Here is a 23,789-nt window from a genome sequence, read left to right on the forward strand (position 1 = left end):
CAGTCGCCCGGCCCGCCCGGGCGACTGAGCGTCTGAGCGGCTGGGGCCACTGAGCTCGCCGGGGCGGCGGGGACAACAAAATCAAGGGTTGGTGGACGGCTCGGTGAACGGGAGCCGTCCAGGCTGATCAACGGCCGCCGAATCTGACAGGATGAACGGCGAGTCGAGAGTGTGAACAGCAGTGAGGAGAACGCGGTGTCTGGTGTGTCGGCGGGACGCTCAGCCCTGCGGATGGGACCCGCGGAGCTGGTGCAGGCGGCGGCCATGGCCCGCCGCTTCTACCTGGAGGGCAAGTCCAAGATCCAGATCGCCGAGGAGTTCGGCGTGAGCCGCTTCAAGGTGGCCCGGGTCCTTGAGACCGCCCTCGAACGCGACCTCGTCCGCATCGAGATCCGGGTGCCGGCCGAGCTCGACGCGGAGCGCTCCGACGCGCTGCGCGCCCGCTACGGGCTGCGCCACGCGGTGGTCGTGGAGTCTCCGGCCGACACGGCCGACGACGCCCCCGACCCGGAAAACCTCGGTGCCGTCGCGGCCGATCTGCTCGGCGAGCTCGTCAGCGAGGGCGACGTCCTGGGCCTGGCGTGGGGCCGGTCGACCATCCACATGGCCGCCTCCCTGCACCGGCTTCCGCAGTGCACCGTCGTGCAGCTCACCGGTGTGTACGACGCGGGCACGGCCGAGCGCGGGTCCGTGGAGGCAGTGCGCCGCGCCGCCCAGGTCTCGGGCGGCGACGCGCACCCCATCTACGCCCCGATGCTGCTGCCCGACCCGGCGACCGCGGCCGCCCTGCGCAACCAGACGGGGATCGCGCGGGCCTTCGAGTACTTCGACAAGGTGACCGTCGCAGCGGTGTCCATCGGATCCTGGGAGCCGGGCATCTCCACCGTCCACGACATGCTCACGGACGAGGAGCGGGCGCACTACGCCTCGCTCGGCGTCGCCGCCGAGATGTCCGCGCACCTCTTCGACAAGGACGGCCGCCGGGTCGGACGCGACCTCGGCGAGCGGTGCATCACCGTCGAGGCGGACCGGCTGCGCCGGATCCCCGAGGTCGTGGCCATCGCGGGCGGGCTGCGCAAGGCCGCCGCGATCGGCGCGGTGCTGCGCTCCGGCCTGGTGACCAGCCTGGTCACGGACACGGCGGTCGCGGACTACCTCCTGACCGAGTCGGCCCCCGGCCTGCGTCCGGCGCTGGACCGGGCCGACCCGGACGAGTGAGTCCCGGCGCCCGTGACGCCCGGGGCGAACGCCCCTTTTGACACGATCGGGGCATGATCTTCCGGACTGTGCCCCGATCGCTGCCTTCCTCGTGTCCGCGCCTCCTCGGGCGTCTGTTGGGCGCCCTCTTCCTGTGCGTCGCGCTCGTCGGGGGCGCCACCGGGTGCGGCGGGGCCGGCGGCGGCCCGTCCGCTGCCGACGGTACGCGCGGCGGTACGAGGGCCGGCGCGTCGGCCTGGGCTGCGGGCATGGCGACCGTACGGGCCGACGCGCTGCCCCGGGAGGCGCGGGACACGCTCGCGCTGATCGACAAGGGTGGGCCGTACCCGTACCGGCAGGACGGGGCCGTGTTCGGGAACTTCGAGAAGCTCCTGCCGCGGCAGAAGCGCGGCTACTACCACGAGTACACCGTGAAGACGCCGGGGCGGCCGGACCGCGGGCCGCGCCGGATGGTGACCGGGCAGGGCGGGGAGTTCTACTACACGGACGACCACTACCACTCGTTCAAGGCGGTTCTCCGATGACCAAGGACCCGCACCCGCACCCCCATCCCGGCTCGCACGCGCACCCGCACCCGCTCGACCCCGCCCTGGCGGCCGCCGAGGCGGCGGGCTGGGCGGTCGTACGGCTCGACCTGGACGGCGTACGGACGAAGGCGCGGCTGATGGACGCCTGCGCGGAGGCGTTCGCGCTGCCTGAGTGGTTCGGGCGGAACTGGGACGCGCTGGCGGACTGCCTGAGAGATCTGTCCTGGCTGCCGGAGGCCGCGGGGCGGCTGGTGGCGGTGACGGGGTGGCGCGAGCTGGGGGAGGCACGGCCGGGGGACTGGGAGGTCCTGCAGGAGGTGCTGGAGGAGGCCAGCGCCCATTGGCGGGAGGCGGAGGGCGGGCCGCACCTGGAGGTGGTCGTGGCCGCCGCGCGGGCATAGTCCCCCGTTCCTGCCCTGCCCTGCTGCTGCTTCTGCTCCTGTCCTGCTCTTTTCCTGTCCCGTCCCGCCCCTGCTTCACCCCCGAACGCCGTCGGGGCCGGCGCCAGCCGGCCCCGACGGGGGAGCAGTGGGTTTCCGGGTTCCGGGCTCAGGGCTTCGGGATCCACGGAGGGGTCTGGCCCCAGGACCAGACCGGGATCTCGGCCGCGTCCACCGGGGGCGGGTTGGGCCCCGAGTAGATCAGGGCCATGCGCGTGCCCCACTCGATGTAGTAGGCGAACACCGCTCGGAACTCCGGGTCCGCCGGGAGGCCGACCTCGTCGGCCGTGTCCATCAGCAGGTCCACCCAGCGGCGGCGCTGCCGCTCGGTGATGCCGCGGCCCAGGTGCTTGGTGGCCATGTGCCGGTGGCCGCCGTGGTGGGCCGTGTAGTCGGCCGGGCCGCCGAAGACCTCCGACAGCCAGACCGCGACGTGCCGGGGGTGCTCCGCGTCCATGCCCGCGAAGACGGGTGCCAGGATCTCGTCCTGCAGGGCGTGGCCGTAGAACGCTTCCGTGAGGCGGTTCATCGCCTCCTCCCCGCCCATCCACTCGTAGATGGTGGGGGTGGTGCCGGGTGTGGGGGTGGTGCTCATGACTGGGATGAGGCCTTTCCGGGGCCGGCCACATCGGTGACGCGGTAGTGCTGCATCTCCTCGATGGCCTTCACGTACGGTCGGATCGCGTTGAAGAACGCCGGGAAGTGCTCGCCCTTGCGGAATCCGTTCAGGTGGGCGTCGACCGAGGTCCAGCGGATGCGGAGGATGTAGCGCTCACGGTCGTTCTCCTCCTCGCAGCGGGAGAGTTCGTAGTCGATGCACTCGGGTGAGGCGGCCAGGGACTCCGCCGCCTGCCGGTAGGAGTCCTCGAAGGCCTGCTGGTCGTCCAAGGCGATCCGGTAGCGGATGTATTCGACAGTGGTGGTCATGGGCGTCCTCCGTGGATGCCCCGGCCTTCGGGCCGGGGAGGAATCGGACTCCTGCGGGGCGAGGCAGAGGTCGCCGAATCGCCGCCAGGACGATTCGACGTCCCCCTCCGACAGCCCGTCAGGGGTTCACAAGTTGATGTGCTAGTTTGTGAGCTGTGGCCACTCAGGTGAAGCGGGCGTTCAAGTACCGCTTCTATCCGACGGATGCGCAGGCAGTGGAGTTGTCGCGCACGTTCGGGTGCGTGCGGAAGGTCTACAATCTCGCGCTCGCGGCGCGTACCGAAGGGTGGGTGCTGCGTCAGGAGCGGGTCAACTACAACGCCACGTCGACGATGCTGACAGCGTGGAAGAAGACCGAGGAACTCGCGTACCTCAATGACGTCTCCTCCGTCCCGCTGCAGCAGGCCCTGCGTCACCTCCAGACGGCGTTCACCCACTTCTTCGCCCGGCGTGCCCAGTACCCGCGGTTCAAGTCGCGGAAGAAGTCCCGCAAGAGCGCCGAGTACACCACCAGCGCGTTCCGCTTCCGGGACGGCAGGTTGACGCTGGCAAAGATGGCGGAGCCGCTCGACATCGTGTGGTCCCGCCCCCTGCCCGAGGGTGTTGCGCCGTCCACGGTGACGGTGTCCCAGGACAGCGCCGGCCGCTGGTACGTGTCCCTGCTGTGCGAGGACCCGTCCGTCAAGCCGCTCCCGGCCGCGGAGACGGCCGTCGGCGTGGACGCGGGACTCGACCACCTGCTGACCCTCTCGACCGGGGAGAAGATCACCAACCCCCGTCACGAGCGGCGCGACCGCACCCGCCTCGCCAAAGCCCAGCGGCAGCTCGCCCGCAAGGTCAAGGGTGACGGCGCGAACCGGGCCAAGGCCCGCCAGAAGGTCGCCCGCATCCACGCCCGCATCGCCGACCGGCGGCGCGATAACCTGCACAAGATCACCACTCGGCTCGTTCGTGAAAACCAAACGATCGTGATCGAGGACCTCACCGTTCGGAACCTGCTGAAGAACGGCACACTCGCCCGCGCCGTCTCCGACGCGGCGTGGAGCGAGTTTCGGAGTCTGCTGGATTACAAGGCCCAGTGGTACGGCCGCGAAGTGATCGCGGTCGACCGCTGGTTCCCCTCGTCCAAGCTTTGCTCCGCATGCGGCAGCTTGCAGGGCAAGATGCCGCTGCACGTCCGTACCTGGACGTGTGGCTGTGGCGCGACCCACGACCGGGACGTGAACGCAGCGCGCAACATCCTGGCCGCCGGGCTGGCGGTTTCGGCCTGTGGAGCCGGTGTAAGACCTCAACGGAGTTCTCCGGGCGGGCAGTCGGCGATGAAGCAGGAACCCCTACGGCGTGAGCCATGGGAATCCCCCTCGTTTCACGAGGGGGAGGAAGTCAAGCTGCCTGCCTCTCCCTAGATTTGACCTGGGTGGGTCGGGACGTCGGGCGTCGGTTGCGGCCAAGCCTTGCGCGATCATGCCGCGACGTGGGGCTCTTTCGTCATTCCGGTCCAGACTTCTGGGAGTCGGCGTCACCCTTCCGGTCCGGTCCCGTCTCGCGGACCTCCCGGACCTTGGCCAGGGAGTCGCGGAGCTCGGTCAGCCAGGCGTCCGTGTTGCGGCCGACGAGGCGGACGCACCAGGCGAGGGCGTCGGCCCGGCTGCGGGCCACTCCGCCCTCGACCAGGGTGTCGAGGACCTGGCGCTCCGGCTGGCGCAGGCGCGTCATCACCGGGACGGCCAGGTGGGTGAACAGGATGCGGTCGTCCCCTGACTCGACGGCCCAGGCGACCTTGCGGCGGTAGAGCTCCTCCGCCTCGCGGGCCACCTCCATGCGCTGTTGGCGCGTGCGCTCGCGGAACGCCTTGACCGACTCGTTGGCCGGGAGGGTGCCGACGACCGTGATCTCCTCGCGGTCGACCGCCACCTCGACCAGGGACTCGTAGACGTCCACCGGGAGGCGGTCCGCGAACCAGGTGCGCAGCTGCTCGCTCTGCTCGGATGTAATCATGTAATCGACGTTGCATCCGCTGCATGCTTGATCGCAAGGGGTTGGGCGGCCGCTCCGGTCCCTGTTCGCTCTCAGCCCATCGATCCCTCCCGCTTTCAGCCCATCGACCGGTACCGGTGGATCAGCGAGACCGCCATCGCGCCCTCGCCCACGCCCGACGCGACCCGCTTGACCGAGTGCGCCCGTACGTCGCCGGCCGCGAAGACTCCCGGGACGCTGGTCTCCAGGGGGTACGGGGCCCGTTCGAGGCTCCACTCGGCCGGCAGTTCGCCGCCGTTCGCGACCAGGTCGGAGCCGGTGAGGACGAAGCCGTACTCGTCGCGCTCGACCACCCCCGACAGCCAGTCCGTGTGCGGGCGCGCGCCGATGAACGTGAACATGAAGCGGGCCGGGACCTCGGTGTCCTCGCCGGTCGCCGCGTCGTGGAGGGCCAGCTTCTCCAGGTGTTCGCCGCCGTCCAGCCGGACCACCGTCGTGCGGACCTTCACCTCGATGTTCGGGGTGCGGTCGATCTCGTCGATCAGGTAGCGGGACATGCTGGCGTCCAGCGAGTCCGCCCGCACCAGTACGGTGACCCGGGCCGCGTACTTCGCGAAGTGGACCGCCGCCTGCCCGGCCGAGTTCGCCCCGCCCACGATGTACACGTGCTGCGAGATGCAGGCCGAGCTCTCGGTGGTGGCCGCGCCGTAGTACAGGCCGGCCCCCTCGAAGCGCTCCGCGCCGGGCGCCTGGAGGCGGTTGTACGAGACCCCGGTCGCCAGCAGCACGGTCTCGGCGCTGATCTCGGTGCCGTCGGACAGCGTGAGGACCTTCGCCGGGTCGTCCCGGGTCAGCGAGACCACCTCGACCGGGTGCAGGATCTCGGCGCCGAACCGGGAGGCCTGGATGGTGGCGCGGCGCGTCAGGTCGCCGCCGGACAGGCCGGAGGGGAAGCCGAGGTAGTTCTCGATCAGGCTGGAGGTGCCGGCCTGGCCGCCCGGGGCGCGGGAGTCCAGCATCAGCGTGGACAGGCCCTCGGAGGCCGCGTACACGCCGGCGGCGAGGCCTGCCGGGCCCGCTCCGACGATGACGCACTCGTAGTGCGGGCGGGAGGCGGTGGTGGCCAGGCCCAGTCGGCGGGCGAGCTCGGTGTCGCTGGGGGCGGAGAGCACAGAGCCGTCCGGGAAGCGGACCAGGGGCAGGGGCGCGTCGGGCTGGGCCGCGATCAGGGTCAGCGCCTCCGGGTCCCGCTCGACGTTGAGGAAGCGGAACGGCTGGCCGTTGCGGGTGAAGAAGTCGCGGACGGCGTGCGTGCCGGGGGCGACCAGGTGGCCGGCGACGATGATGCCGTCGTACGCGGGGCGGTAGGTGGCGAGCCAGTCCGAGAGCAGGTCGTCCAGGACCGGGAAGAGCCGCTCGTGCGGCGGGTCCCACGGCTTGAGCAGGTAGTAGTCCAGCCGGACGCGGTTGATGGCGGTGATGGCCGCGTCCGTCTCGGCGTACGCGGTGAGCAGCACCCGGCGGGCGTCGGGGAAGCGGCTGACGGCTTCGAGGAGGAATTCGACCCCGGTGACGTCGGGCATCCGCTGGTCGACGAGGAACAGCGCCGGGTCGTGGCCGCGCTCGTCGAGGGAGTCGAGGATCTTGAGGGCGTCGGCGGCCGAGGAGGCGCCGAGGACCCGGTACCGGTCGCCGTAGGCGCTGCGCAGGTCGCGGCGGACGGCGCGCAGCACCTGCGGGTCGTCGTCCACGGCCAGGATGACAGGCTTCCGGTTCTCCGCCCGCTCGGCGGCCGCGGCGGTGGCCGTGGTTGCCGTGCCGGCCGTGGTCGTGGCGGCAGCAGTCGCGCCCGTGGTGCGCTCGGGGGCGGCACTCATGCCGGATCCAGCATCAGCTTGTCGGCGTAGCACCAGGCCCAGGCCTCGCCCGGCTCGTGGGAGGCCGCGATCGGGTGGTCGGTGGTGCGGAAGTGCCGGGTGGCGTGGCGGTTCTTGGAGGAGTCACAGCATCCGACGTGCCCGCAGCTCAGGCACATCCGCAGGTGCACCCAGCTGTCGCCGAGGGCCAGGCATTCCTCGCAGCCCTCGCTGCCCGGTTTCACCGGGCGTATCCGATCGGTGTGTGTGCACAACAGGCCCGTGGTCATCGTCCCCGTCCCTCTCCTCGTCCGCGCAGTGCTCTTCCTCCGCGCGCCCGTGATTCACGGCGCGTCCAGACCATAGGCGGCGGGTGCCCGAACGGTTCAGTGATTCGGCCGAAGTCAGGAAGTCCCGCGACTACTTCATGAACTCCGCGGACGACTACGTGAGGTGACCCCACCAGGTGCGCCGCTACCTCACGAAGTCGCACACCGGCGCTTTGACGCAGGCTCCCGGGCACAAGCAGGGTGGTGGACGCCAACACAACAGGCGGCGCCTGGAGGAATCCGTGAGCAGAAAGATTCTGGTCATTGTCTCCGAACACGGTTACTGGGCGGAGGAACTGATAGGCCCGGTCTCGAAGTTCGACGAGCGGGGCTACGAGGTCGTGTTCGCCACGCCGACCGGTAAGCGCGCGCACGCACTTCCGCCGAGCCTCGACGAGAACTACATCGACCCCCCGCTGGGCCGCTCGGTGACCACCGAGGAGAACGCCCGGCTGGGCCGGGAATTCGAGCAGTCGAGCCGGCTGGACTCGCCGCTGGACATCGAGGCGTGGGTGCCCGAGCGCCCGTACACGAGCGACGAGGGCTATCTGCGCAAGCTGGAGCAGTACCACCGCGACCTGGACCGGCTCGCGCAGGACATCGCCGAGTACGACGCGGTCCTCATCGTCGGCGGCAGCGGCCCCATCGCCGACCTGGCCAACAACGAGCGCGTGCACGCGCTGATCCTGGCCTTCCGGGACGCCGGCAAGGTCGTGGCGGCCGAATGCTACGGCGTCGCCTGCCTGGCCTTCGCCCGCGACTGGGGCGACCGCAAGAGCATCATCTGGGGCAAGCACGTCACCGGCCACTGCAAGGAGTACGACTACAAGGACGGCACCGGATTCCTCGGCACCGATTTCAACATGGGCCCGCCGCCGTACCCGCTGGAGTACATCCTGCGCGACGCGACCGGCCCGGACGGGGCCTACCACGGGAATTTCGGCCACCCGCTGTCGGTGATCGTCGACCACCCGTTCGTGACCGGCCGTTCCACCCCCGACTCATATCTCACGGGGCAGAAGATCGTGGAAGTCCTGGAGGACGGCCTCACCCGTTACGGCTGGTGATCCCTGCGGTAATCCGGAGACTCTCCAGAAAGAGGGGGAATTCATGGGAGCCACTCCCGGACGGGAAAGGCTGATCGAGCAGTTCAAGGCCGACGGCCTGACGGTGATGTTCGGAAATCCGGGGACGGTGGAGCAGGGATTCCTCGACGCGGTGGACGCCGCAGAGGACTTCCGGTACGTCCTTGCCCTCCAGGAGACGGTGGCCGCCGGCATCGCCGACGGCTACGCGCGGGCCACCGGGGGTGCGGCCCTGCTCCAGCTGCACTCCGGCGTGGGCCTCGGCAACGGCATCGGCATGCTCTACCAGTCGCTGCGCGGCCACACCCCGCTCGTCGTCGTCGCCGGCGACGCCGGGATCCGCTACGACGCCATGGACGCGCAGATGGCGTGCGACCTGGTGGCCCTGGCGAAGCCGGTGACCAAGTACGCCACCCGGGTCACCGATCCGCGGTCCGTGCTGCGCACCCTGCGCCGGGCGGTGAAGATCGCCCTCACGCCGCCGCGCGGCCCGGTGTTCGTGGGCCTGCCGATGGACGTGCTGGACGAGCTCAACTCCGAGCCGGTCCTGCCCGCCACGGTCCCGCTCACCGACGTGGCGCCGTCCCCGGCCTCCGTGGGACGGGCGGCCGAGCTGCTGGCCGCCGCGGAGCGGCCCGTCGTCCTGGTCGGCGACGGGGTCGCGCTCTCCGGGGCGCAGCGCGAGCTCGCCGCCGTCGCCGAGCTGCTGGGCGCCGACGTGTACGAGGTGGACTCCTCCGAGGTGAACATCGCGGCCTCGCACCCGCTGCGCCGCGGGCAGACGGGGCACATGTTCGGCCCGCACAGCAAGGAGCTGGTCGGGGATGCGGACGGGGTGCTGATCGTGGGCACCTACGTCTTCCCGGAGGTGTTCCCCGAACTCGACAGCCCCTTCCGGGCCGGCGCCAAGGTCGTCCACATCGACCTGAACGCCTACGAGATCGCCAAGAACCACCCGGTGGACCTCGGGCTGGCCGCCGACCCGCGGCAGGCGCTGCGCGCGCTGGCCGGCGTACTGGAGGAGCGGCTCACCCCGCGGCAGCGGGCCGCAGCGGCCTCCCGGGTCGACGCCCGTACCCGGGAGCGCGCGCTCGCCGCCCGCTCCGCCGGGGACGGGGAGGCCGGCACGCCGATGGCGCTCTTCCTGCGCACGCTGGCCGAGCGGACCGGCGGGGACCTGATCGTCTTCGACGAGGCGCTGACGACCTCGCCGCTGGTCACCCGCTACCTGCCGCCGGAGCGGCCCGGCGACTACCACCTGACCCGCGGCGGCTCGCTCGGGGTGGGCTTCCCGGGCGCGGTCGGGGTCAAGCTGGCCCGCCCGGACCGGCTGGTCGTCGGCTTCGCCGGGGACGGCGGGGCCATGTACACCTACCAGGCGCTGTGGACCGCGGTGCGGCACGGCGTCGACGCCAAGTTCGTGGTCTGCAACAACCGCAAGTACCGGCTGCTGGACGACAACATCGCCCAGTACTGGCGGGAGCGGGACATCCCGCAGCACGGCTTCCCGGACTCCTTCGACCTGTCCCACCCGGAGATCGACTTCGCCGGGCTGGCCCGGTCGCTCGGTGCCGAGGGGACCCGGGTGGAGAAGCCCGACGAGGCCGCCGCAGCCGCGGTCCGGATGCTGGAGCACCCCGGTCCGTTCCTCGTCGACATCCACATCTGAGCCGGCACCCGCATCCGAGCCGGCATCCACATCCGAGCCGGCACGCGCATCCGAGCAGACCAGTCACGGCACCACCCAGCACGGACAGGAGGAGACCGCATGCCCGCCGAGCGGCAGCTGACCGAGGACGCGATCCGCACGTTCGCCGAGAACTGGTACGTGGCACTGGACCGGCACGCGCCGGCCGACCAGGTGCTCGCCCTGATCACCGAGGACCTGGAGTTCAGGGTCCCCGAGGACACCTTCCTCGGGCGCGAGGGGTTCGGCCGCTGGTACGAGGCCGTGACCCACCGGTTCTTCGACGAGGTGCACACGGTCACGAAGGTGGAGCCGGTCGTCGAGGGCGACCGGGCCGTGGTCCGGGTCCTCGTGAACTGGCAGGCCAGGATCTGGGACGCGCCGGCCGCCCGCAGCACCTGGCTCGGCTTCGACGCCGACCAGACGTGGACCGTGGTGGCCGGCCCGCAGGGGCCGCTGATCAAGCAGTACACCGTCAACGAGCTCGCCCCCATGCCCGGTTCGGCCTCCCTCTGAGCGCCGGCGAGCGAGGAGCGACGACGATGACCGAAGTGACACGGGAGCGGGTCGAGGCGGCCTACCGGGCCCTCGGCTCCGGGGACCGGACGCGCATCCTGGAGTACTACGCCGAGGACCTGCGCTGGCTGGTGCCGGGCAACCACCCGCTGGCCGGCTGGTACGAGAGCCTCGACGCGTTCCTGGAGCTGATGGGCCGGACCCACAAGCTGACGGGCGGCACGTTCCGGATGGACATCCAGGCCGTCCTGACCGGCGAGGACTGCAGCGCCGACGTCTGCCGCAACACCGCCCTGCGGGACGGCGCCGACCCGGCGGGCACGTCCCCGTACGAGCGGATGGACTACCCGGTCTTCCACTTCATGCGGTGGCGGGACGGCCGGATCGTGGAGGGCCGCGACGGGCTCTTCGGGGACTCGGCGACCGCGTTCAGCCAGTTCTGGGCGGCGATCGCGCAGGACGGAACCCGCAGGGACCGATAGGGGAGGGGAGCGCGATGAGCGCCGTGGACACGCGAGAAATCCTTCGGAAGTACTACGAGTACGCCAACGCCGGTGACTGGGACCGCTGGTGCGACCTGTTCGCCGACGACCAGGTCATGGACGAGCAGCTCGCCGGGCACATCGAGGGGCTGGAGGTGCTGCGCTCGATGATGAAGGGCATGGGGACGATGTACCGCGTCTTCCGGAACCGGCCCGTGCACTTCATCGTCGACGCCGCCGGGGAGAAGGCCGCGGCCGTCTCCCACCTCAGCGCCGTCAGCGCCTCCGGCGAGGCGATCGAGGCCGAGGTCATGAACTTCTTCCGGATCGCGGACGGGAAGATCGCCTACATGGCGAACTACCACGACACCGTCCCGTTCCAGGTGCTGAGCCAGGGATGAGGGGGAGACGTGACGGCCGCAACTGACTACTACGACTACGTCGTCGTCGGGGCCGGCACCGCCGGCAGTGTCCTCGCCAACCGGCTGAGCGAGGACCCCGAGGTCTCCGTCCTGGTCCTGGAGGCGGGAGGCAACCGCATCCCGCCCGAGGTGGACGACCCGTCCTCCTGGTACAAGCTGCTCGGCGGGCCCGTCGACTGGGGCTACACCACCGTCCCGCAGCCCGGGCTCGACGGCCGCCGCACCTACGAACCCCGCGGCAGGGGCCCCGGCGGCAGCAGCAACCTGTACATCATGATGCACATCCGCGGCCACGCCTCGGACTTCGACAACTGGGCCTACCAGGGCGCGGCCGGCTGGGCCCACGAGGACGTCCTTCCGTACTTCGCCCGCCTGGAGGCCCAGGAGGACGCCACCGCCGCCACCACCGGCACCACGGGCCCGCAGCGCGTGACCCACGCCGGCCGGCACCGGCCCAACCCGGTCTCGCGGGCCTTCATCGACGCCGCCGTCGAGCTGGGCCACGAGGAGATCGCCGACTTCAACACCGACGGTCCCCGCCGCGGCCTCTTCGGCACCGGCTGGCACCACATCGACGTCGCGGACGGCCGCCGCCAGGGGGCGCTCGCCGCCTGGCTGGAGCCGGCGCTGACCCGCCCCAACCTGACACTGCGCACCAGCGCCCAGAGCACCCGGCTGCTGTTCGACGGCGACACCTGCACCGGGGTGGAGTACGTGCAACTGGCCCCGCCCGCGGACATCCCCGGCCGGACCGTCAGGGACGCCCACAGCGCCGCCTCCGCGCCCGGCCTGCACACCGTACGGGCCCGCCGGGAGGTGATCGTGGCGGCCGGGGCGATCGAGTCCCCCAAGCTGCTGCTGCTCTCCGGCATAGGCCACCCGGAGCAGCTGCGCGAGCACGGCATCGCCGTCACCGCGGCCGTGCCCGGCGTCGGCGAGAACTTCCACAACCACGTGCTGACCGGGCTGATGGCCGAGGTCACGCAGGAGCTGCCGGCGCCGGCGCAGAACCTGTCCGAGAGCGCGCTGTTCCTGTCGTCGCGCCCCGGGCTGCCCGCCCCGGACCTGCAGATCGCCTTCGTCCACGTCCCGTTCGACGTGATCGTCGGCAAGGACCATCCCCACACGGTGAGCATCCTGCCCGGGGTCGTCCGGCCCGTCTCGCGCGGCTGGATCCGGCTCGCCAGCGCCGACCCGCTGGCCCACCCGCTGATCAACCCCAACTACCTGGGCGACCGGTGGGACCTGGAGCGGATGGTGCAGGGCGTCAAGACCGCCCGGGAGATCTTCGCGACGTCCGCGTTCTCTCCCTGGTACAAGCAGGAGCTCCAACCGGGCTCGGATCTGTCCACCGACGACGAGCTGCGGACCTTCGTCAAGCAGAAGTCGGAGAGCTACCACCACCAGTCCGGCTCCTGCCGGATGGGCATCGACGACCTCGCCGTCGTCGACCCCGAGCTGCGCGTGCACGGCGTGCGCAACCTGCGCGTCGTCGACGCGAGCGTGATGCCCGCGGTCCCGTCGGGCAACTGCCACACCGCGATCGCGATGATCGCCGAGCGCGCGGCGGACTTCCTCCGCGGCAGAGAGGGGCTGTCCCGTGGCTGACGCCGTGCTGCGCGAGGGCGCGCTGAGCGGGACCCGGATCGCGGTCCTGGTGGAGAGCGACTTCTACGAGCCGGAGATCTTCTACTACCAGCGCCGGTTCGCCGAGGAGGGCGCCGAGGTCGACTTCCTGACCCGGCTGTGGGGCAACGACTCGATCACCTTCACCGGGCACGAGTTCCGGGCCCCGTTCACCGCCGACCGGTCCCTGGAGGGGCTCGGCGACGAGGAGCTGCGCCGGTACGCGGCCGTCATCGTGCCCTCGGGCATGGTCGCCGACCGGCTCCGCTACACCGAGGACGTGGACGTCCTCGCGCCGGCGACGGACCTGCTGCGCCGGGCCTTCGACGAGCCGACCGTGCTCAAGGGGATCATCTGCCACGGCATGTGGCTGGCGTCCTCGATCCCGGGGAAGGTCCGCGGCCGCAAGGTGGTCTGCCACAACAACCTGATCGGCGACGTCCGCAACATGGGAGCCCAGTACGTCGACGAGGACGTGGTGGTCGACGGGGACCTGGTCACCGGGCGCACGGGCGCCCACCACCACCTGTTCGCCCGCCGCATCATCGACCTGCTCGCGGCCGACCGGGGGCGGAGGGCCGGCTGATGCGCCGGATGGACTGGTCGCACGTGGGTCTGAACTGCGCGGACCAGAAGGCGACCGAGGAGTTCTACACCCGGTACTTCGGGTTCGCCCGGGCCCGGGTCGTGTCCCTCGGTGACGCGACGCAGATCGTGTTCCTGCGCCGGGGGGACGCGTACCTGGAGCTGTTCGCCTCCGGTAGCGGCCCGGCCCGCACGGCGCAGGGCGACGGGCCGCAGGAGCCGGGCCGGATGCGCCACCTGGCCTTCCAGACCGACAGCGTGGACGCGTTCCTGGCCGAGCTGGGCGACGCGGCCGAAGTGACCCTGGGGCCGCTCGACTTCGACGACTTCGTCTGCGGCTGGCGGACCGTGTGGGTCCGCGACCCCGACGGGGTGATCGTCGAGGTCAGCCAGGGATTCGAGGACGACCGCTCTCACGACAAGGACGGTGCATGACATGGCGGACGCCGTGAGCTTCTCCTTCTCCGACACCATCGCCGGCTACGTCAGCCGGTTCGACACCGCCTCCCGCCTGCTGCGCCTGAAGACCTCGGACGGACGCGAGTTCGACGTCTCGCTGGCCTCCGGCCCGAGCGCCGAGCTGGTCCGCAACCTCGACGAGCCGTACATCGACGCCTCCGGGCACATCGACGAGATGCTCTCGCCCGGCCGGTACCTCTTCGCCTACGGCGTCCACTACCCCGAGCACGGCGGCCGGTTCGACGCCAAGCGCCTGGTGTTCCTGGGCCGCGGCGCCGAGGACTACCGGTTCGAGGAGTCGGGCTGGTGGGTCAGGCAGATCGAGTCGCTGGCCGACTTCTACAAGCGGGCCCAGTTCGGCGACGGGCCGGTCGACTTCACCGAGTACCGCACCGAGATCCGGCTCGGCGGCGACAAGACCGCCAGCCACGTCCAGGAGACCGACACGATCTCCCGCCTGGTCTACGGCATGGCCTCGGCCTACCTGCTGACCGGCAAGGACGAGTACCTGGAGGTCGCCGAGCGCGGCACCGAGTACCTGCGCAAGCACATGCGGGTCGTGGACAGCGAAGAGGACGTCGTCTTCTGGTACCACGGCATCAGCGTCGACGGGGACACCGAGAAGAAGCTGTTCACCTCGGAGTTCGCCGACGACTACGACGCGATCCCGATGTACGAGCAGATCTACGCCCTCGCCGGCCCGATCCAGACCTACCGGGTCACCGGCGACGTGCGGATCAAGAACGACGCCGACGCCACCATCCGGCTCTTCGACAAGTTCTTCCTCGACCGCGAGCAGGGCGGCTACTACTCGCACATCGACCCGATCCTGTTCAGCCCCGACCACGAGTCCCTCGGCGAGAACGCCGAGCGCAAGAACTGGAACTCGGTCGGCGACCACGCGCCCGCGTACCTGATCAACCTGTACCTGGCGACCGGCGACCCGAAGTACGCCGACTTCCTGGAGTACACCTTCGACACCATCGCGGAGCGGTTCCCGGACTACGGGCACAGCCCCTTCGTCCAGGAGCGCTTCTTCCGCGACTGGTCGCACGACACCGAGCACAGCTGGCAGCAGAACCGCGCGGTCGTCGGCCACAACCTGAAGATCGCCTGGAACCTGATGCGGATGAACTCGCTGAAGGCCAAGCCGGCCTACGCCGACCTCGCCCGGAAGATCGGCGAGATCATGCCGGAGGTCGGCAGCGACCTCCAGCGCGGGGGCTGGTACGACGTGGTCGAACGGATCAGGCAGGGCGACCAGGAGGCGTACCGTTTCGCCTGGCACGACCGCAAGGCCTGGTGGCAGCAGGAGCAGGCGATCCTCGCCTACCTCATCCTGCACGGCACCGTCGGCAGCGAGGCCTTCCTGCGCGAGGCCCGGCAGGCCGAGTCCTTCTACAACACCTTCTTCCTCGACCACGACGAGGGAGCCGTCTACTTCAACGTCCTCGCGAGCGGTACCCCGTACCTGCTCGGGACCGAGCGGCTCAAGGGCAGCCACTCGATGTCCATGTACCACTCGGCGGAGCTGTGCTACCTCGCCGCCGTCTACAACAACCTGCTCATCAACGGCCGGGAGATGGACTTCCACTTCAAGCCCGACCCGGCCGGCCTGGCCGACCGCGTGCTGCGCGTCTCGCCCGACCTGCTGCCGGCGGGCTCGGTGCGGATCGCGTCCGTCGAGATCGACGAGAAGCCGTACACGGACTTCGATGCGGACGGGCTCACGGTCCGGCTGCCCGACGTCCAGGGGCGGGTCAAGGTCAAGGTCCGGCTGCGGCCGGTGACGTCATAGCGCTCAACGGGGGGCGCCCCGACAGAAGGGGAAGGCAAGCCATGACTCTGAACGTGAAGGAACGCCGGAACAAGGCGGGCGCCGTGCTCGTCGCCACCGGCGAGATCAACAGCGAGACCTCGGGACAGCTGCTGGCGGCGCTCCTGCCGCTGGTCCGCGAGGGGCGGCCGCTGCGCATCGACCTCACGGCCGTCACGTACGTCTCCAGCGCGGGCCTGCGCACGCTGCTGGTCGTCTACCGCGAGGCACAGCACGCCGGGGTCGCCGTCACCCTGTACGGGGTGAGCGAGGAAGTCCGGTTCGTCATGTCGGCCACCGGCTTCCTCGACTTCTTCGAGACCGGCGAGGCCGCCGCGGCCGAGGCCAAGGCCAAGGCCAAGGCCAAGGCGGGCACCCGGGCCGCGGACAGGACCAGGACCCCGGTCGAGAGCGCGGTCGCCCGATGACCGAGTCCCGGTCCGAGCAAGTCCTGCGCGTCGACGCGTACCCGACGCATGAAGTGGGCGGTTACCGCGTCCGCGCAGGCAAGCCGTACCCCTTCGGGGCCAACGTGGTCCCCGGCGGGGTCAGTTTCTCCGTCTACTCCGACCAGGCCACCTCCATGACCCTGGTCATCTACAAGCGCGGAGAGCCCGAGCCGATGGCCGAGCTGGAGTTCCCCGAGGAATTCCGCACCGGCAGCGTCTTCGCCATGACGGTCTTCGGCCTCGACCACGAGAACATCGAGTACGGGTACCGGGCCGACGGCCCCTACGACCCGATCACCGGCCACCGCTTCGACGCCCGCCAGGTCCTCTCCGACCCCTACGCCCGGCTGATCGCCGGCCGGGACGTGTGGGGCGTGGAGCCGGACCGCAGCCGCGGCTACCAGTACCGCTCCCGGGTCTGCCTGCAGGACTTCGACTGGGGAGACGACACACCGCTGCGGCTGCCCGCCGAGGACCTCGTCGTCTACGAGACCCACGTGCGCGGCTTCACCCGGCACCCCTCCTCGCAGGTCACCGCCCCCGGCACGTTCGCGGGGCTGCGGGAGAAGATCCCGTACCTGAAGGAGCTCGGGGTCAACTGCATCGAGCTGCTCCCGGTGTTCGAGTTCGACGAGAGCGACAACCCGCGGACCAACCCGGAGACGGGCGAGCGGCTCTACGACTACTGGGGCTACAACACCGTCTCGTTCTTCGCGCCCAAGGCCGGCTACGCGGCCACCGGACGCTACGGGATGCAGGGCGACGAGTTCCGCACCCTGATCAAGGACCTGCACGCCGCCGGCATCGAGGTCATCCTCGACGTGGTCTTCAACCACACCGCCGAGGGCAACGAACAAGGCCCGACGATCTCCTTCAAGGGCCTCGACAACGCCACCTACTACATGCTCACGCCGGAGGGGTACTACTTCAACTTCAGCGGCACGGGCAACACCGTCAACTGCAACCACCCCGTCGTGCGCAACTTCGTCCTCGACTGCCTGCGCCACTGGGTCGCCGACTACCACATCGACGGGTTCCGCTTCGACCTCGCGGCCATCCTCGGCCGCTCCCCGGACGGCACGCCGCTGCCCAACCCGCCGCTGCTGGAGACGCTCGCGTTCGACCCGGTCCTGCGGCACACCAAGCTCATCGCCGAGGCCTGGGACGCGGGCGGACTCTACGAGGTCGGCAACTTCCCGGCGTACGGCCGCTGGGCGGAGTGGAACGGCAAGTACCGCGACACCGTGCGCCGCTTCCTCAAGGGCGACGCCGGGGTCACCGGCGAGCTGGCCACCCGGCTCGCCGGCTCCCCGGACCTGTACTCCGGCCGCGGCACCTCCGCCTCGGTCAACTTCCTCACCGCCCACGACGGGTTCACCCTGGCCGACCTCGTCTCGTACAACGACAAGCACAACGAGGCGAACGGCGAGGGCAACAACGACGGTGCGAACGACAACAACAGCTGGAACTGCGGGGCGGAGGGACCCACCGACGACCCCGCGGTGAACGAACTGCGGCTGCGCCAGACGAAGAACGCGCTGGCGATCCTCTTCACCAGCCAGGGCATCCCGATGCTGCTGGCCGGCGACGAGGTCGGCCGCACCCAGCAGGGCAACAACAACACCTACTGCCAGGACAACGAGCTGTCCTGGTTCGACTGGAGCCAGGTCGACGAGAACGCCGAACTGCTCCGCTTCACCCGGGAGATGATCGCCTTCCGCGGCCGCCACCGGGAGCTGCGCTCGACCTCCCACCCGACCGGGCAGATCCGCGAGGACCTGGGGCTGCCGGACATCAGCTGGCACGGCGCACGGGCCTGGCAGCCCGACTGGTCGGGCGAGAGCAGGCTGCTGGCGGTGGCCCGCTGCGGCCTCGGCGACGACGACGTCGTCTACGTGGCCATGAACTCCCACTGGGAGGCGCACGACCTGGAGCTGCCGGCGCTGCCCCACGGCCGCAGCTGGCACCTGTTCGCGGACACCGGGGCCGAGGCCCCGCACGACATCCGCACCCCCGGCACCGAGCCCGAGCTGGACAACGCCGGGAAGTACCTGATCGGCCCGCGCTCGGTGGTGGTCCTGGTCGGCCGCACCCCGAACCCGGACCGCGTGCTCTAGCCGCGCTCCCGCCGCGGGGCGCCGCCCCGCGGCGGGACCCGGCCGCACCCTTCCGACCCGTACGCCCGAAGGAGACCTGACATGCCGCTTTCCGTGTCCCTGAGCATCGAGGGCGACACCACCGTGATCGAGCTGGCGGGCGAGCTGGACGCCAAGACCGCGCCGGAGTTCCACCAGACCATCGAGAAGGCCGCCGGGCACGGCACGTCCACGGTCGAGATCAGGATGGCCGCGGTCGGCTACATGGCCAGCGCCGGGCTGCGGTCCCTGGTCTTCGCCCGGCAGAAGGTCGCGGACCACGTCACCATCAAGGTGGTCGGCGCGATCGAGCCCGTCTCCCGGACCATCCGGACGGCCGGGCTCGACCGCAGCGTCGTGCTCTGCGACCAGTGAGCCGCAGGAGCGAGATGGTCGAACTGGCGAGGAAGCCCGCCGAACTGGAGGTGCCCGCCACGCTGGGGGCGCTGGGTGAGATCGCCGCGTTCGTCCTGCGGCTGGCCGCCCGGGCGGGCCTCGACAAGCGGGCCACCTACCGGATCCGGCTGGCCGTGGACGAGCTGGCCACGAACATCGTCATGCACGGGTACCGGGGCGGCGGCGGGCGGATCACCGTCCGCGGCCGCTCCGGCCCCGGCCGGGTGCAGATCGTCCTCGTGGACGGTGCGCCCGCCTTCGACCCCGTCGCGGGGCGCGTGCCGCCCGCCCCCGGGACTCCCCCCGAGCGCCGGCGGATCGGCGGACTCGGCATCCACCTGGCGCTGACCAGCGTGGACGAGTTCGGCTACGCACGCAGGGACGGCCGCAACATCAGCACGCTGACCGTCACAGCCGAGGGGACGGACCGATGCCCTCCACCGTGATCATCCTCGACGAGTACCCCCCGCCGCCCGGCGAACTCCTCGACGCGCTGCGCCTGATGGACGCGGAGCTGGTCGGCCTCACCCTGCACGAGCTGCTCGGCGGCCCGCCGGACGCGCTGCCCGTCGCCGACGTGCTGCTCGCCCCGGCGGAGACCGAGGGGGACGCCGTACGCCTGGCCGTACGCCGGCTGCGCGGCTGGGCCGGGGCACCGATCGTCGTCGTCTGGACGGTGACCGGGTTCACCGCCCTGGAGCAGCACGTCCGGCTCGGCCACGACTACCTCGTCCCCCCGTTCCTGCCCGCCCTGGTCGGAGCCCGGTTGCACAGCTGCTCCGAGCGCGCCGGACTCGGCCGCACCCTGCGGGAGGCCGACGCCCGCGCGGAGCTCATGGGCTACGAGAAGGAGCTGGAGATCGGCCGCGAGATCCAGGCCGGCTTCCTGCCCGACGCCCTGCCGGTCCCCGAGGGCTGGGAGATCGACGTACGGTTCCGGCCCGCCCGGCAGGTCGCGGGCGACTTCTACGACGTGTTCGAGATATCCCGGGGCCGCAGACTCGCCGTCGTCGTCGCCGACGTCTGCGACAAGGGGGTCGGGGCGGCCCTGTTCATGGCGCTCATCCGCTCCCTGCTGCGGCACACCGCGGAGAACAGCGGACTGCAGCACCTGGTGGCCGCCGGACGCGCGGGCGGCAGCCGCCGCATCCCCGTCGTCGGTGCCACCCCGCTGCTCAACGCGGTCACCGCCACCAACGGCTACCTCACCCGCAACCACCTCAGACAGGGGTACTTCGCCACCCTGTTCTTCGGTGTGCTCGACCCGCTGACCGGCAGCCTCGTCTACATCAACGGCGGCCACAACCCGCCGCTGCTGCTGCGTGCCGACGGCGGGGAACCGCTCGCGCTGGACGTCACCGGGCCGGCGGTGGGGGTGCTGCCCGACTGCGTGTACACGCTCGGCTACGCCCAGCTGAACCACGGGGACACCCTGTTCGTGTTCACCGACGGAGTGCCGGAGGCCCGCTGCCCCGACGGCACGTTCCTCGGGGACGCGAGGATGCTGGAGCTGCTCGCCGGCCCCCCGGTGAGCGGCAGTGAGGTGGTCGACCGGATGGACGCGGCCGTACGCGAGCACACCGGCACAGCCGAACAGCACGACGACGTCACCATGCTGGCCCTGCACCGGCCCGGAGGGGCCGCCGGCACCCAGCGCCCTCGGCGGGACCGGGACGGCCACGAGCCGCGTGCGGCGCGGGGGCCGCACGCGGGCCCGGCCGCGGCGGACCGTCCCGCCGCGGGCCGTACGGCGGTGGCCTGATGGCCCGGACGATCGTGGTGCACTCGCACCGCGGCGGCACCGGGAAGTCCTCGGTCCTGGCCAACCTCGCCCTGCTGCTGGCGGGCGAGGGACGCCGGGTGGGGGTGGTCGACACCGACATGCAGTCGCCCACCCTGGACCTGCTCTTCCGGCTAGGCCCGGGTCCCTCCCTGGCCGACTACCTGCTCGGGCGGTGCGAGATCGAGGCTGCCGCCCGGCGGGCGGGCCCGCGCGGGCCGTACGTCGTGCCGGCCCGGACCGGGACGGCGGACCTGCGCGAGCTCATGGTCAGCGGGTACGACGTCGGGCTGCTGCCCGAGGGCTTCGACCGGCTCGCGGACCACTACGGGCTCGACGTCCTCCTGCTCGACACCCATGCCGGGCTGAACAACGAGTCGGTGGCCGCCATGGCGAGCGCCGACGTACTGATGATCATGGCGAGGGCGGACCGGATCGACCTGATGGGGGTGGAGGAGACGATCGCCCTCGCGGGGCGGCTCGCCTGCCGCCGTGCGCTTGTCGTGAGCATGGCTCCCGTGGGGGTCGACCGGAACGAGGCCCGCCGCCGGGCCGAGGAGGTGTACGGCGCTCCCCTGGCCGGCATCCTCCCGTACGTCCCGGAGATGGCCGCCCTGTACGGCGAACGCATATTCGCCGAAGCCCACCCCGACCACCACCTGGTCGGTGAATTCCGCACCATCATCACCGCGTTGGACGCACGTGACGAAGTATCCCGCGCCTGACGCTCCCCCCTTACGCCCTCCGCGAGGGGCGTGTTGAATCGGCAGCGATTCCTGAACAAGGAGAAAGAAGTCATGAAGATTCTTGTCGTCATGACGGCCAAGGCAACCCTCCATCTGCTGGACGGAGAAGAACACCCCTCGGGATTCTGGGCCGAGGAATTCGTGGTCCCCTACAGCGAGTTCACCGCCGCCGGCCACACCGTGGACGTGGCGACGATCGGCGGCCGGACCCCCACCGTGGACCAGACCAGCATCGACCCCCAGTTCCTCAAGTGGGTCCGCCCCCCGGGCTCACCCGACGAGGACACAGCCAACGCCGCCGAGTACGTCAGAGTCATCGAGAACACACCCCAGCTCAAGAGCCCCCTCGCCGTGGAGTCCCTGACCGAGCAGGACGTCGCCGCGTACGACGGCCTGTACGTCAGCGGCGGCCACGGCGCCATCGGAGACCTCCCCAAGTCCGACGCGCTCGCCCAGGTCCTGCGCTGGGCCATCGCCCGCGACAAGCCGATCGCCACCGTCTGCCACGGCCACACCGCGCTGCTCGCACTGCGCGACGGCGACGGCCGCTGGCCCTTCGAGGGCTACCGGATGACCGCCTTCTCGCACAGCGAGGAACTGGTCACCAGCATGGCCGGCCGGCTCCCGCTGATCCTCGAAGCCGAGCTGACCCGGCTCGGCGCCCGCTACGAGAAGGCCGACGTGATCTGGGACTCCCACGTCGTCGTCGACCGGAGGCTCACCACCGGCCAGAACCCGTACTCATCGAAGGCCCTCGCCGAGACGTTCCTGCAGCAGCTCGCGAAGGGCTAGCCCCCGCACCCCCGACACCGGAAGGCATCAGCCATGACCAGGCGCGCGATCGGCGGCCAGCCCTTGGCCAACCCCGGGAAGCTGTTCATCGGCGGAAAGTGGGTACCGGCGCAGGACGGCCGGACCGAGCCCGACATCAGCCCCGTGGACGGACAGGAGATCGTACCGGTGGCCCAGGCCACCACCGACGACGCGGACGCGGCCGTGGCCGCCGCCCGCGCGGCGTACGAGGAGGGCCCCTGGAGCAGACTGTCCGCCCAGGAGCGCGCCCTGCGGCTGAACCGGGTCGGCGAACTCATCGAACGCGACCTGGAGGAGATCGCCCTGCTGGAGACGGTGGACATGGGCAAGCCGTTCGCCTTCTCCAGCACGGTCGACGCCCCGATGGCCGCCCAGCTGATGCACTACTACGCCGGTGCCGTCACCCGCGTCGACGGCTCTTCGCGGGCCCCGGCCGGCGGACAGCTCGCCTACACCCTGCGCGAGCCGCTCGGCGTGGTCTGCGCCATCACCCCCTTCAACTTCCCGCTGCTGCTGTCCATGACGAAGATCGCACCCGCCCTCGCGGCGGGGAACACGGTCGTCCACAAGCCCTCCCCGGCCACCCCGCTCACCGCCCTGAAGATCGCCGAGCTCTTCCAGGAGGCGGAGATCCCGGACGGCGTGCTCAACGTGATCACGGGCCCCGGCGTGGAGCTCGGCGAGACCCTCACCGACCACCCCGGCATCGACAAGATCGCCTTCACCGGCTCCACCGCCGTCGGCCAGTCGATCATCCGCAAGTCGGCCGGCACCCTGAAGAAGGTCACGATGGAGCTCGGCGGCAAGTCCGCCAACATCGTCTTCGCCGACGCCGACCTCGACGCCGCCGAGGAACTCGCGTTCTTCGGCATCTACTACAACAAGGGCGAGATCTGCACCGCCGGCTCCCGGCTGCTGCTCCAGCGCCCGATCCACGAGGAGCTGGTCGAGCGCCTGGTCCGCCGGGCCGCCGCCCTCAAGCCCGGCGACCCGCGCGACCCGGAGACCCTGTTCGGACCGCTGGCCCACCGCGGCCAGTTCGACAAGGTCAGCTCCTACATCGAGATCGGCGAGAAGGAGGGCGCCGTCCTGCGCACCGGCGGCACCGGCTGGACCCCCGAGGGGGCCTCCAGCCAGGGCCTGTACTTCCTGCCGACCGTCTTCACCGGTGTCGACAACGGCATGCGGATCGCCCAGGAGGAGATCTTCGGCCCGGTCCTGTCGATCATCCCGTTCGACACCGAGGAAGACGCCATCCGCATCGCCAACGACAGCGCGTACGGCCTCGCCGCCGGCGTCCACACCAAGGACCTGCGGCGGGCCCACCGGGTCGCCTCCCAGATCAAGGCCGGCACGGTCTGGGTCAACTGCTACAACCAGTACGACCCCTCGGTGCCCTACGGCGGCTACAAGGCCTCCGGCTACGGGCGCGAGTGCGGACCCGAATCCCTCGAGAGCTACACCCAGACCAAGTCGGTCTGGATCGGCATGGACTGACGGCCCGACGGCACCCACGAC

General features: G+C 70.9%; 26 protein-coding genes. 21 read left to right on the forward strand and 5 right to left on the reverse strand.

Annotated features, from left to right (window positions below):
- Positions 1-171 precede the first annotated feature (171 nt).
- The 3 genes from HYE82_RS10980 to HYE82_RS10990 are packed head-to-tail and all read left to right on the forward strand — an operon-like array spanning position 172 to position 2,146.
- Complete coding sequence (locus HYE82_RS10980; RefSeq protein ID WP_179173793.1) at positions 172-1,218, forward strand: sugar-binding transcriptional regulator; 1,047 nt, start codon at positions 172-174, stop codon at positions 1,216-1,218.
- A 53-nt stretch (positions 1,219-1,271) separates the two neighbouring features.
- Positions 1,272-1,742 (forward strand): ribonuclease domain-containing protein, encoded by a 471-nt coding sequence (locus tag HYE82_RS10985; protein WP_179173794.1) that lies wholly within the window; start codon positions 1,272-1,274, stop codon positions 1,740-1,742.
- Positions 1,739-2,146 carry a barstar family protein gene (locus tag HYE82_RS10990; RefSeq protein ID WP_179173795.1) on the forward strand — a complete coding sequence of 136 codons (408 nt, stop codon included), beginning with the start codon at positions 1,739-1,741 and terminating at the stop codon, positions 2,144-2,146. Before HYE82_RS10985 ends, HYE82_RS10990 begins: the two co-directional genes overlap by 4 nt.
- A 148-nt stretch (positions 2,147-2,294) precedes the next feature.
- Here the strand turns inward: HYE82_RS10990 and HYE82_RS38915 are convergent, their stop codons facing one another.
- A complete protein-coding gene (locus tag HYE82_RS38915) occupies positions 2,295-2,780 on the reverse strand; it encodes a group II truncated hemoglobin (RefSeq protein WP_179173796.1) in 486 nt (161 codons plus the stop codon).
- A complete protein-coding gene (locus HYE82_RS38920) occupies positions 2,777-3,112 on the reverse strand; it encodes an antibiotic biosynthesis monooxygenase family protein (RefSeq protein WP_179173797.1) in 336 nt (111 codons plus the stop codon). Before HYE82_RS38920 ends, HYE82_RS38915 begins: the two co-directional genes overlap by 4 nt.
- Positions 3,113-3,267: 155 nt before the next feature.
- Between HYE82_RS38920 and HYE82_RS11005 the strand changes: the two genes are divergently transcribed.
- Positions 3,268-4,518 (forward strand): RNA-guided endonuclease TnpB family protein, encoded by a 1,251-nt coding sequence (locus tag HYE82_RS11005; protein WP_179173798.1) that lies wholly within the window; start codon positions 3,268-3,270, stop codon positions 4,516-4,518.
- A gap of 82 nt (positions 4,519-4,600) precedes the next feature.
- On the opposite strand, the gene HYE82_RS11010 is transcribed toward HYE82_RS11005, so the two are convergent.
- From HYE82_RS11010 to HYE82_RS11020, 3 genes are all read right to left on the reverse strand, one after another.
- Positions 4,601-5,110, reverse strand: coding sequence for a hypothetical protein (locus HYE82_RS11010; protein ID WP_179173799.1), 510 nt, complete (start codon positions 5,108-5,110; stop codon positions 4,601-4,603).
- Between the two features lie 95 nt (positions 5,111-5,205).
- Entirely contained in the window at positions 5,206-6,966 is a 1,761-nt protein-coding gene (locus tag HYE82_RS11015; RefSeq protein ID WP_179173800.1) for an FAD-dependent oxidoreductase, read from the reverse strand.
- Positions 6,963-7,235 (reverse strand): UBP-type zinc finger domain-containing protein, encoded by a 273-nt coding sequence (locus tag HYE82_RS11020; protein WP_179173801.1) that lies wholly within the window; start codon positions 7,233-7,235, stop codon positions 6,963-6,965. Before HYE82_RS11020 ends, HYE82_RS11015 begins: the two co-directional genes overlap by 4 nt.
- Positions 7,236-7,516: 281 nt before the next feature.
- Here HYE82_RS11020 and HYE82_RS11025 point away from each other — a divergent pair, with 281 nt between their 5' ends.
- The 17 genes from HYE82_RS11025 (at position 7,517) to HYE82_RS11105 (ending at position 23,768) form a co-directional block, all read left to right on the forward strand.
- On the forward strand, positions 7,517-8,341 hold the full coding sequence (locus tag HYE82_RS11025) for a type 1 glutamine amidotransferase domain-containing protein (protein WP_179173802.1): 825 nt from the start codon (positions 7,517-7,519) through the stop codon (positions 8,339-8,341).
- A gap of 43 nt (positions 8,342-8,384) precedes the next feature.
- Entirely contained in the window at positions 8,385-10,028 is a 1,644-nt protein-coding gene (locus HYE82_RS11030) for a thiamine pyrophosphate-binding protein (RefSeq protein WP_179173803.1), read from the forward strand.
- 99 nt (positions 10,029-10,127) lie between these two features.
- Positions 10,128-10,562 carry a nuclear transport factor 2 family protein gene (locus tag HYE82_RS11035; RefSeq protein WP_179173804.1) on the forward strand — a complete coding sequence of 145 codons (435 nt, stop codon included), beginning with the start codon at positions 10,128-10,130 and terminating at the stop codon, positions 10,560-10,562.
- A 26-nt stretch (positions 10,563-10,588) separates the two neighbouring features.
- Entirely contained in the window at positions 10,589-11,044 is a 456-nt protein-coding gene (locus HYE82_RS11040; protein ID WP_179173805.1) for a nuclear transport factor 2 family protein, read from the forward strand.
- A gap of 14 nt (positions 11,045-11,058) precedes the next feature.
- Positions 11,059-11,445, forward strand: a complete 387-nt coding sequence (locus tag HYE82_RS11045; RefSeq protein WP_218782483.1) for a nuclear transport factor 2 family protein — start codon at positions 11,059-11,061, stop codon at positions 11,443-11,445.
- Positions 11,446-11,454: 9 nt separating this feature from the next.
- Positions 11,455-13,074 carry a GMC family oxidoreductase gene (locus HYE82_RS39240; RefSeq protein ID WP_179173806.1) on the forward strand — a complete coding sequence of 540 codons (1,620 nt, stop codon included), beginning with the start codon at positions 11,455-11,457 and terminating at the stop codon, positions 13,072-13,074.
- Positions 13,067-13,678, forward strand: a complete 612-nt coding sequence (locus HYE82_RS11055; protein ID WP_179173807.1) for a DJ-1/PfpI family protein — start codon at positions 13,067-13,069, stop codon at positions 13,676-13,678. The genes HYE82_RS39240 and HYE82_RS11055 overlap by 8 nt, the downstream gene beginning before the upstream one ends.
- Positions 13,679-13,686: 8 nt before the next feature.
- Positions 13,687-14,112 carry a VOC family protein gene (locus HYE82_RS11060; RefSeq protein WP_306439561.1) on the forward strand — a complete coding sequence of 142 codons (426 nt, stop codon included), beginning with the start codon at positions 13,687-13,689 and terminating at the stop codon, positions 14,110-14,112.
- A gap of 1 nt (position 14,113) precedes the next feature.
- Entirely contained in the window at positions 14,114-15,934 is a 1,821-nt protein-coding gene (locus HYE82_RS11065; protein ID WP_179173809.1) for an AGE family epimerase/isomerase, read from the forward strand.
- A gap of 41 nt (positions 15,935-15,975) precedes the next feature.
- On the forward strand, positions 15,976-16,380 hold the full coding sequence (locus HYE82_RS11070) for an STAS domain-containing protein (RefSeq protein ID WP_256987072.1): 405 nt from the start codon (positions 15,976-15,978) through the stop codon (positions 16,378-16,380).
- Positions 16,377-18,518: a glycogen debranching protein GlgX gene (gene glgX / locus HYE82_RS11075; protein ID WP_179173810.1), complete on the forward strand. Its 2,142-nt coding sequence runs from the start codon at positions 16,377-16,379 to the stop codon at positions 18,516-18,518. The genes HYE82_RS11070 and glgX overlap by 4 nt, the downstream gene beginning before the upstream one ends.
- A gap of 81 nt (positions 18,519-18,599) precedes the next feature.
- Complete coding sequence (locus tag HYE82_RS11080) at positions 18,600-18,911, forward strand: STAS domain-containing protein (protein WP_179173811.1); 312 nt, start codon at positions 18,600-18,602, stop codon at positions 18,909-18,911.
- Positions 18,908-19,378 (forward strand): anti-sigma regulatory factor, encoded by a 471-nt coding sequence (locus tag HYE82_RS11085; protein WP_309144271.1) that lies wholly within the window; start codon positions 18,908-18,910, stop codon positions 19,376-19,378. The genes HYE82_RS11080 and HYE82_RS11085 overlap by 4 nt, the downstream gene beginning before the upstream one ends.
- Entirely contained in the window at positions 19,363-20,694 is a 1,332-nt protein-coding gene (locus HYE82_RS11090) for a PP2C family protein-serine/threonine phosphatase (RefSeq protein ID WP_179173812.1), read from the forward strand. Before HYE82_RS11085 ends, HYE82_RS11090 begins: the two co-directional genes overlap by 16 nt.
- Positions 20,694-21,437 (forward strand): MinD/ParA family protein, encoded by a 744-nt coding sequence (locus tag HYE82_RS11095; protein ID WP_179173813.1) that lies wholly within the window; start codon positions 20,694-20,696, stop codon positions 21,435-21,437. Before HYE82_RS11090 ends, HYE82_RS11095 begins: the two co-directional genes overlap by 1 nt.
- Positions 21,438-21,509: 72 nt before the next feature.
- Positions 21,510-22,250, forward strand: a complete 741-nt coding sequence (locus tag HYE82_RS11100) for a type 1 glutamine amidotransferase domain-containing protein (RefSeq protein WP_179173814.1) — start codon at positions 21,510-21,512, stop codon at positions 22,248-22,250.
- 33 nt (positions 22,251-22,283) lie between these two features.
- On the forward strand, positions 22,284-23,768 hold the full coding sequence (locus HYE82_RS11105) for an aldehyde dehydrogenase (RefSeq protein WP_179173815.1): 1,485 nt from the start codon (positions 22,284-22,286) through the stop codon (positions 23,766-23,768).
- Positions 23,769-23,789 lie beyond the last annotated feature (21 nt).

It is taken from the genome of Streptomyces sp. BR123 (assembly GCF_013401435.1).
Lineage (GTDB): Bacteria > Actinomycetota > Actinomycetes > Streptomycetales > Streptomycetaceae > Streptomyces.

Bases quoted from the DNA above. Each gene is read 5' to 3' on its own strand.
- HYE82_RS10985 (WP_179173794.1), top strand. From the start codon at position 1,272: ATGATCTTCCGGACTGTGCCCCGATCGCTGCCTTCCTCGTGTCCGCGC.
- HYE82_RS10990 (WP_179173795.1), top strand. From the start codon at position 1,739: ATGACCAAGGACCCGCACCCGCACCCCCATCCCGGCTCGCACGCGCAC.
- HYE82_RS38915 (WP_179173796.1), bottom strand. From the start codon at position 2,780: ATGAGCACCACCCCCACACCCGGCACCACCCCCACCATCTACGAGTGG.
- HYE82_RS38920 (WP_179173797.1), bottom strand. From the start codon at position 3,112: ATGACCACCACTGTCGAATACATCCGCTACCGGATCGCCTTGGACGAC.
- HYE82_RS11010 (WP_179173799.1), bottom strand. From the start codon at position 5,110: ATGATTACATCCGAGCAGAGCGAGCAGCTGCGCACCTGGTTCGCGGAC.
- HYE82_RS11015 (WP_179173800.1), bottom strand. From the start codon at position 6,966: ATGAGTGCCGCCCCCGAGCGCACCACGGGCGCGACTGCTGCCGCCACG.
- HYE82_RS11020 (WP_179173801.1), bottom strand. From the start codon at position 7,235: ATGACCACGGGCCTGTTGTGCACACACACCGATCGGATACGCCCGGTG.
- HYE82_RS11030 (WP_179173803.1), top strand. From the start codon at position 8,385: ATGGGAGCCACTCCCGGACGGGAAAGGCTGATCGAGCAGTTCAAGGCC.
- HYE82_RS11035 (WP_179173804.1), top strand. From the start codon at position 10,128: ATGCCCGCCGAGCGGCAGCTGACCGAGGACGCGATCCGCACGTTCGCC.
- HYE82_RS11040 (WP_179173805.1), top strand. From the start codon at position 10,589: ATGACCGAAGTGACACGGGAGCGGGTCGAGGCGGCCTACCGGGCCCTC.
- HYE82_RS11045 (WP_218782483.1), top strand. From the start codon at position 11,059: ATGAGCGCCGTGGACACGCGAGAAATCCTTCGGAAGTACTACGAGTAC.
- HYE82_RS11060 (WP_306439561.1), top strand. From the start codon at position 13,687: ATGGACTGGTCGCACGTGGGTCTGAACTGCGCGGACCAGAAGGCGACC.
- HYE82_RS11065 (WP_179173809.1), top strand. From the start codon at position 14,114: ATGGCGGACGCCGTGAGCTTCTCCTTCTCCGACACCATCGCCGGCTAC.
- HYE82_RS11070 (WP_256987072.1), top strand. From the start codon at position 15,976: ATGACTCTGAACGTGAAGGAACGCCGGAACAAGGCGGGCGCCGTGCTC.
- glgX (WP_179173810.1), top strand. From the start codon at position 16,377: ATGACCGAGTCCCGGTCCGAGCAAGTCCTGCGCGTCGACGCGTACCCG.
- HYE82_RS11080 (WP_179173811.1), top strand. From the start codon at position 18,600: ATGCCGCTTTCCGTGTCCCTGAGCATCGAGGGCGACACCACCGTGATC.
- HYE82_RS11090 (WP_179173812.1), top strand. From the start codon at position 19,363: ATGCCCTCCACCGTGATCATCCTCGACGAGTACCCCCCGCCGCCCGGC.
- HYE82_RS11095 (WP_179173813.1), top strand. From the start codon at position 20,694: ATGGCCCGGACGATCGTGGTGCACTCGCACCGCGGCGGCACCGGGAAG.
- HYE82_RS11100 (WP_179173814.1), top strand. From the start codon at position 21,510: ATGAAGATTCTTGTCGTCATGACGGCCAAGGCAACCCTCCATCTGCTG.
- HYE82_RS11105 (WP_179173815.1), top strand. From the start codon at position 22,284: ATGACCAGGCGCGCGATCGGCGGCCAGCCCTTGGCCAACCCCGGGAAG.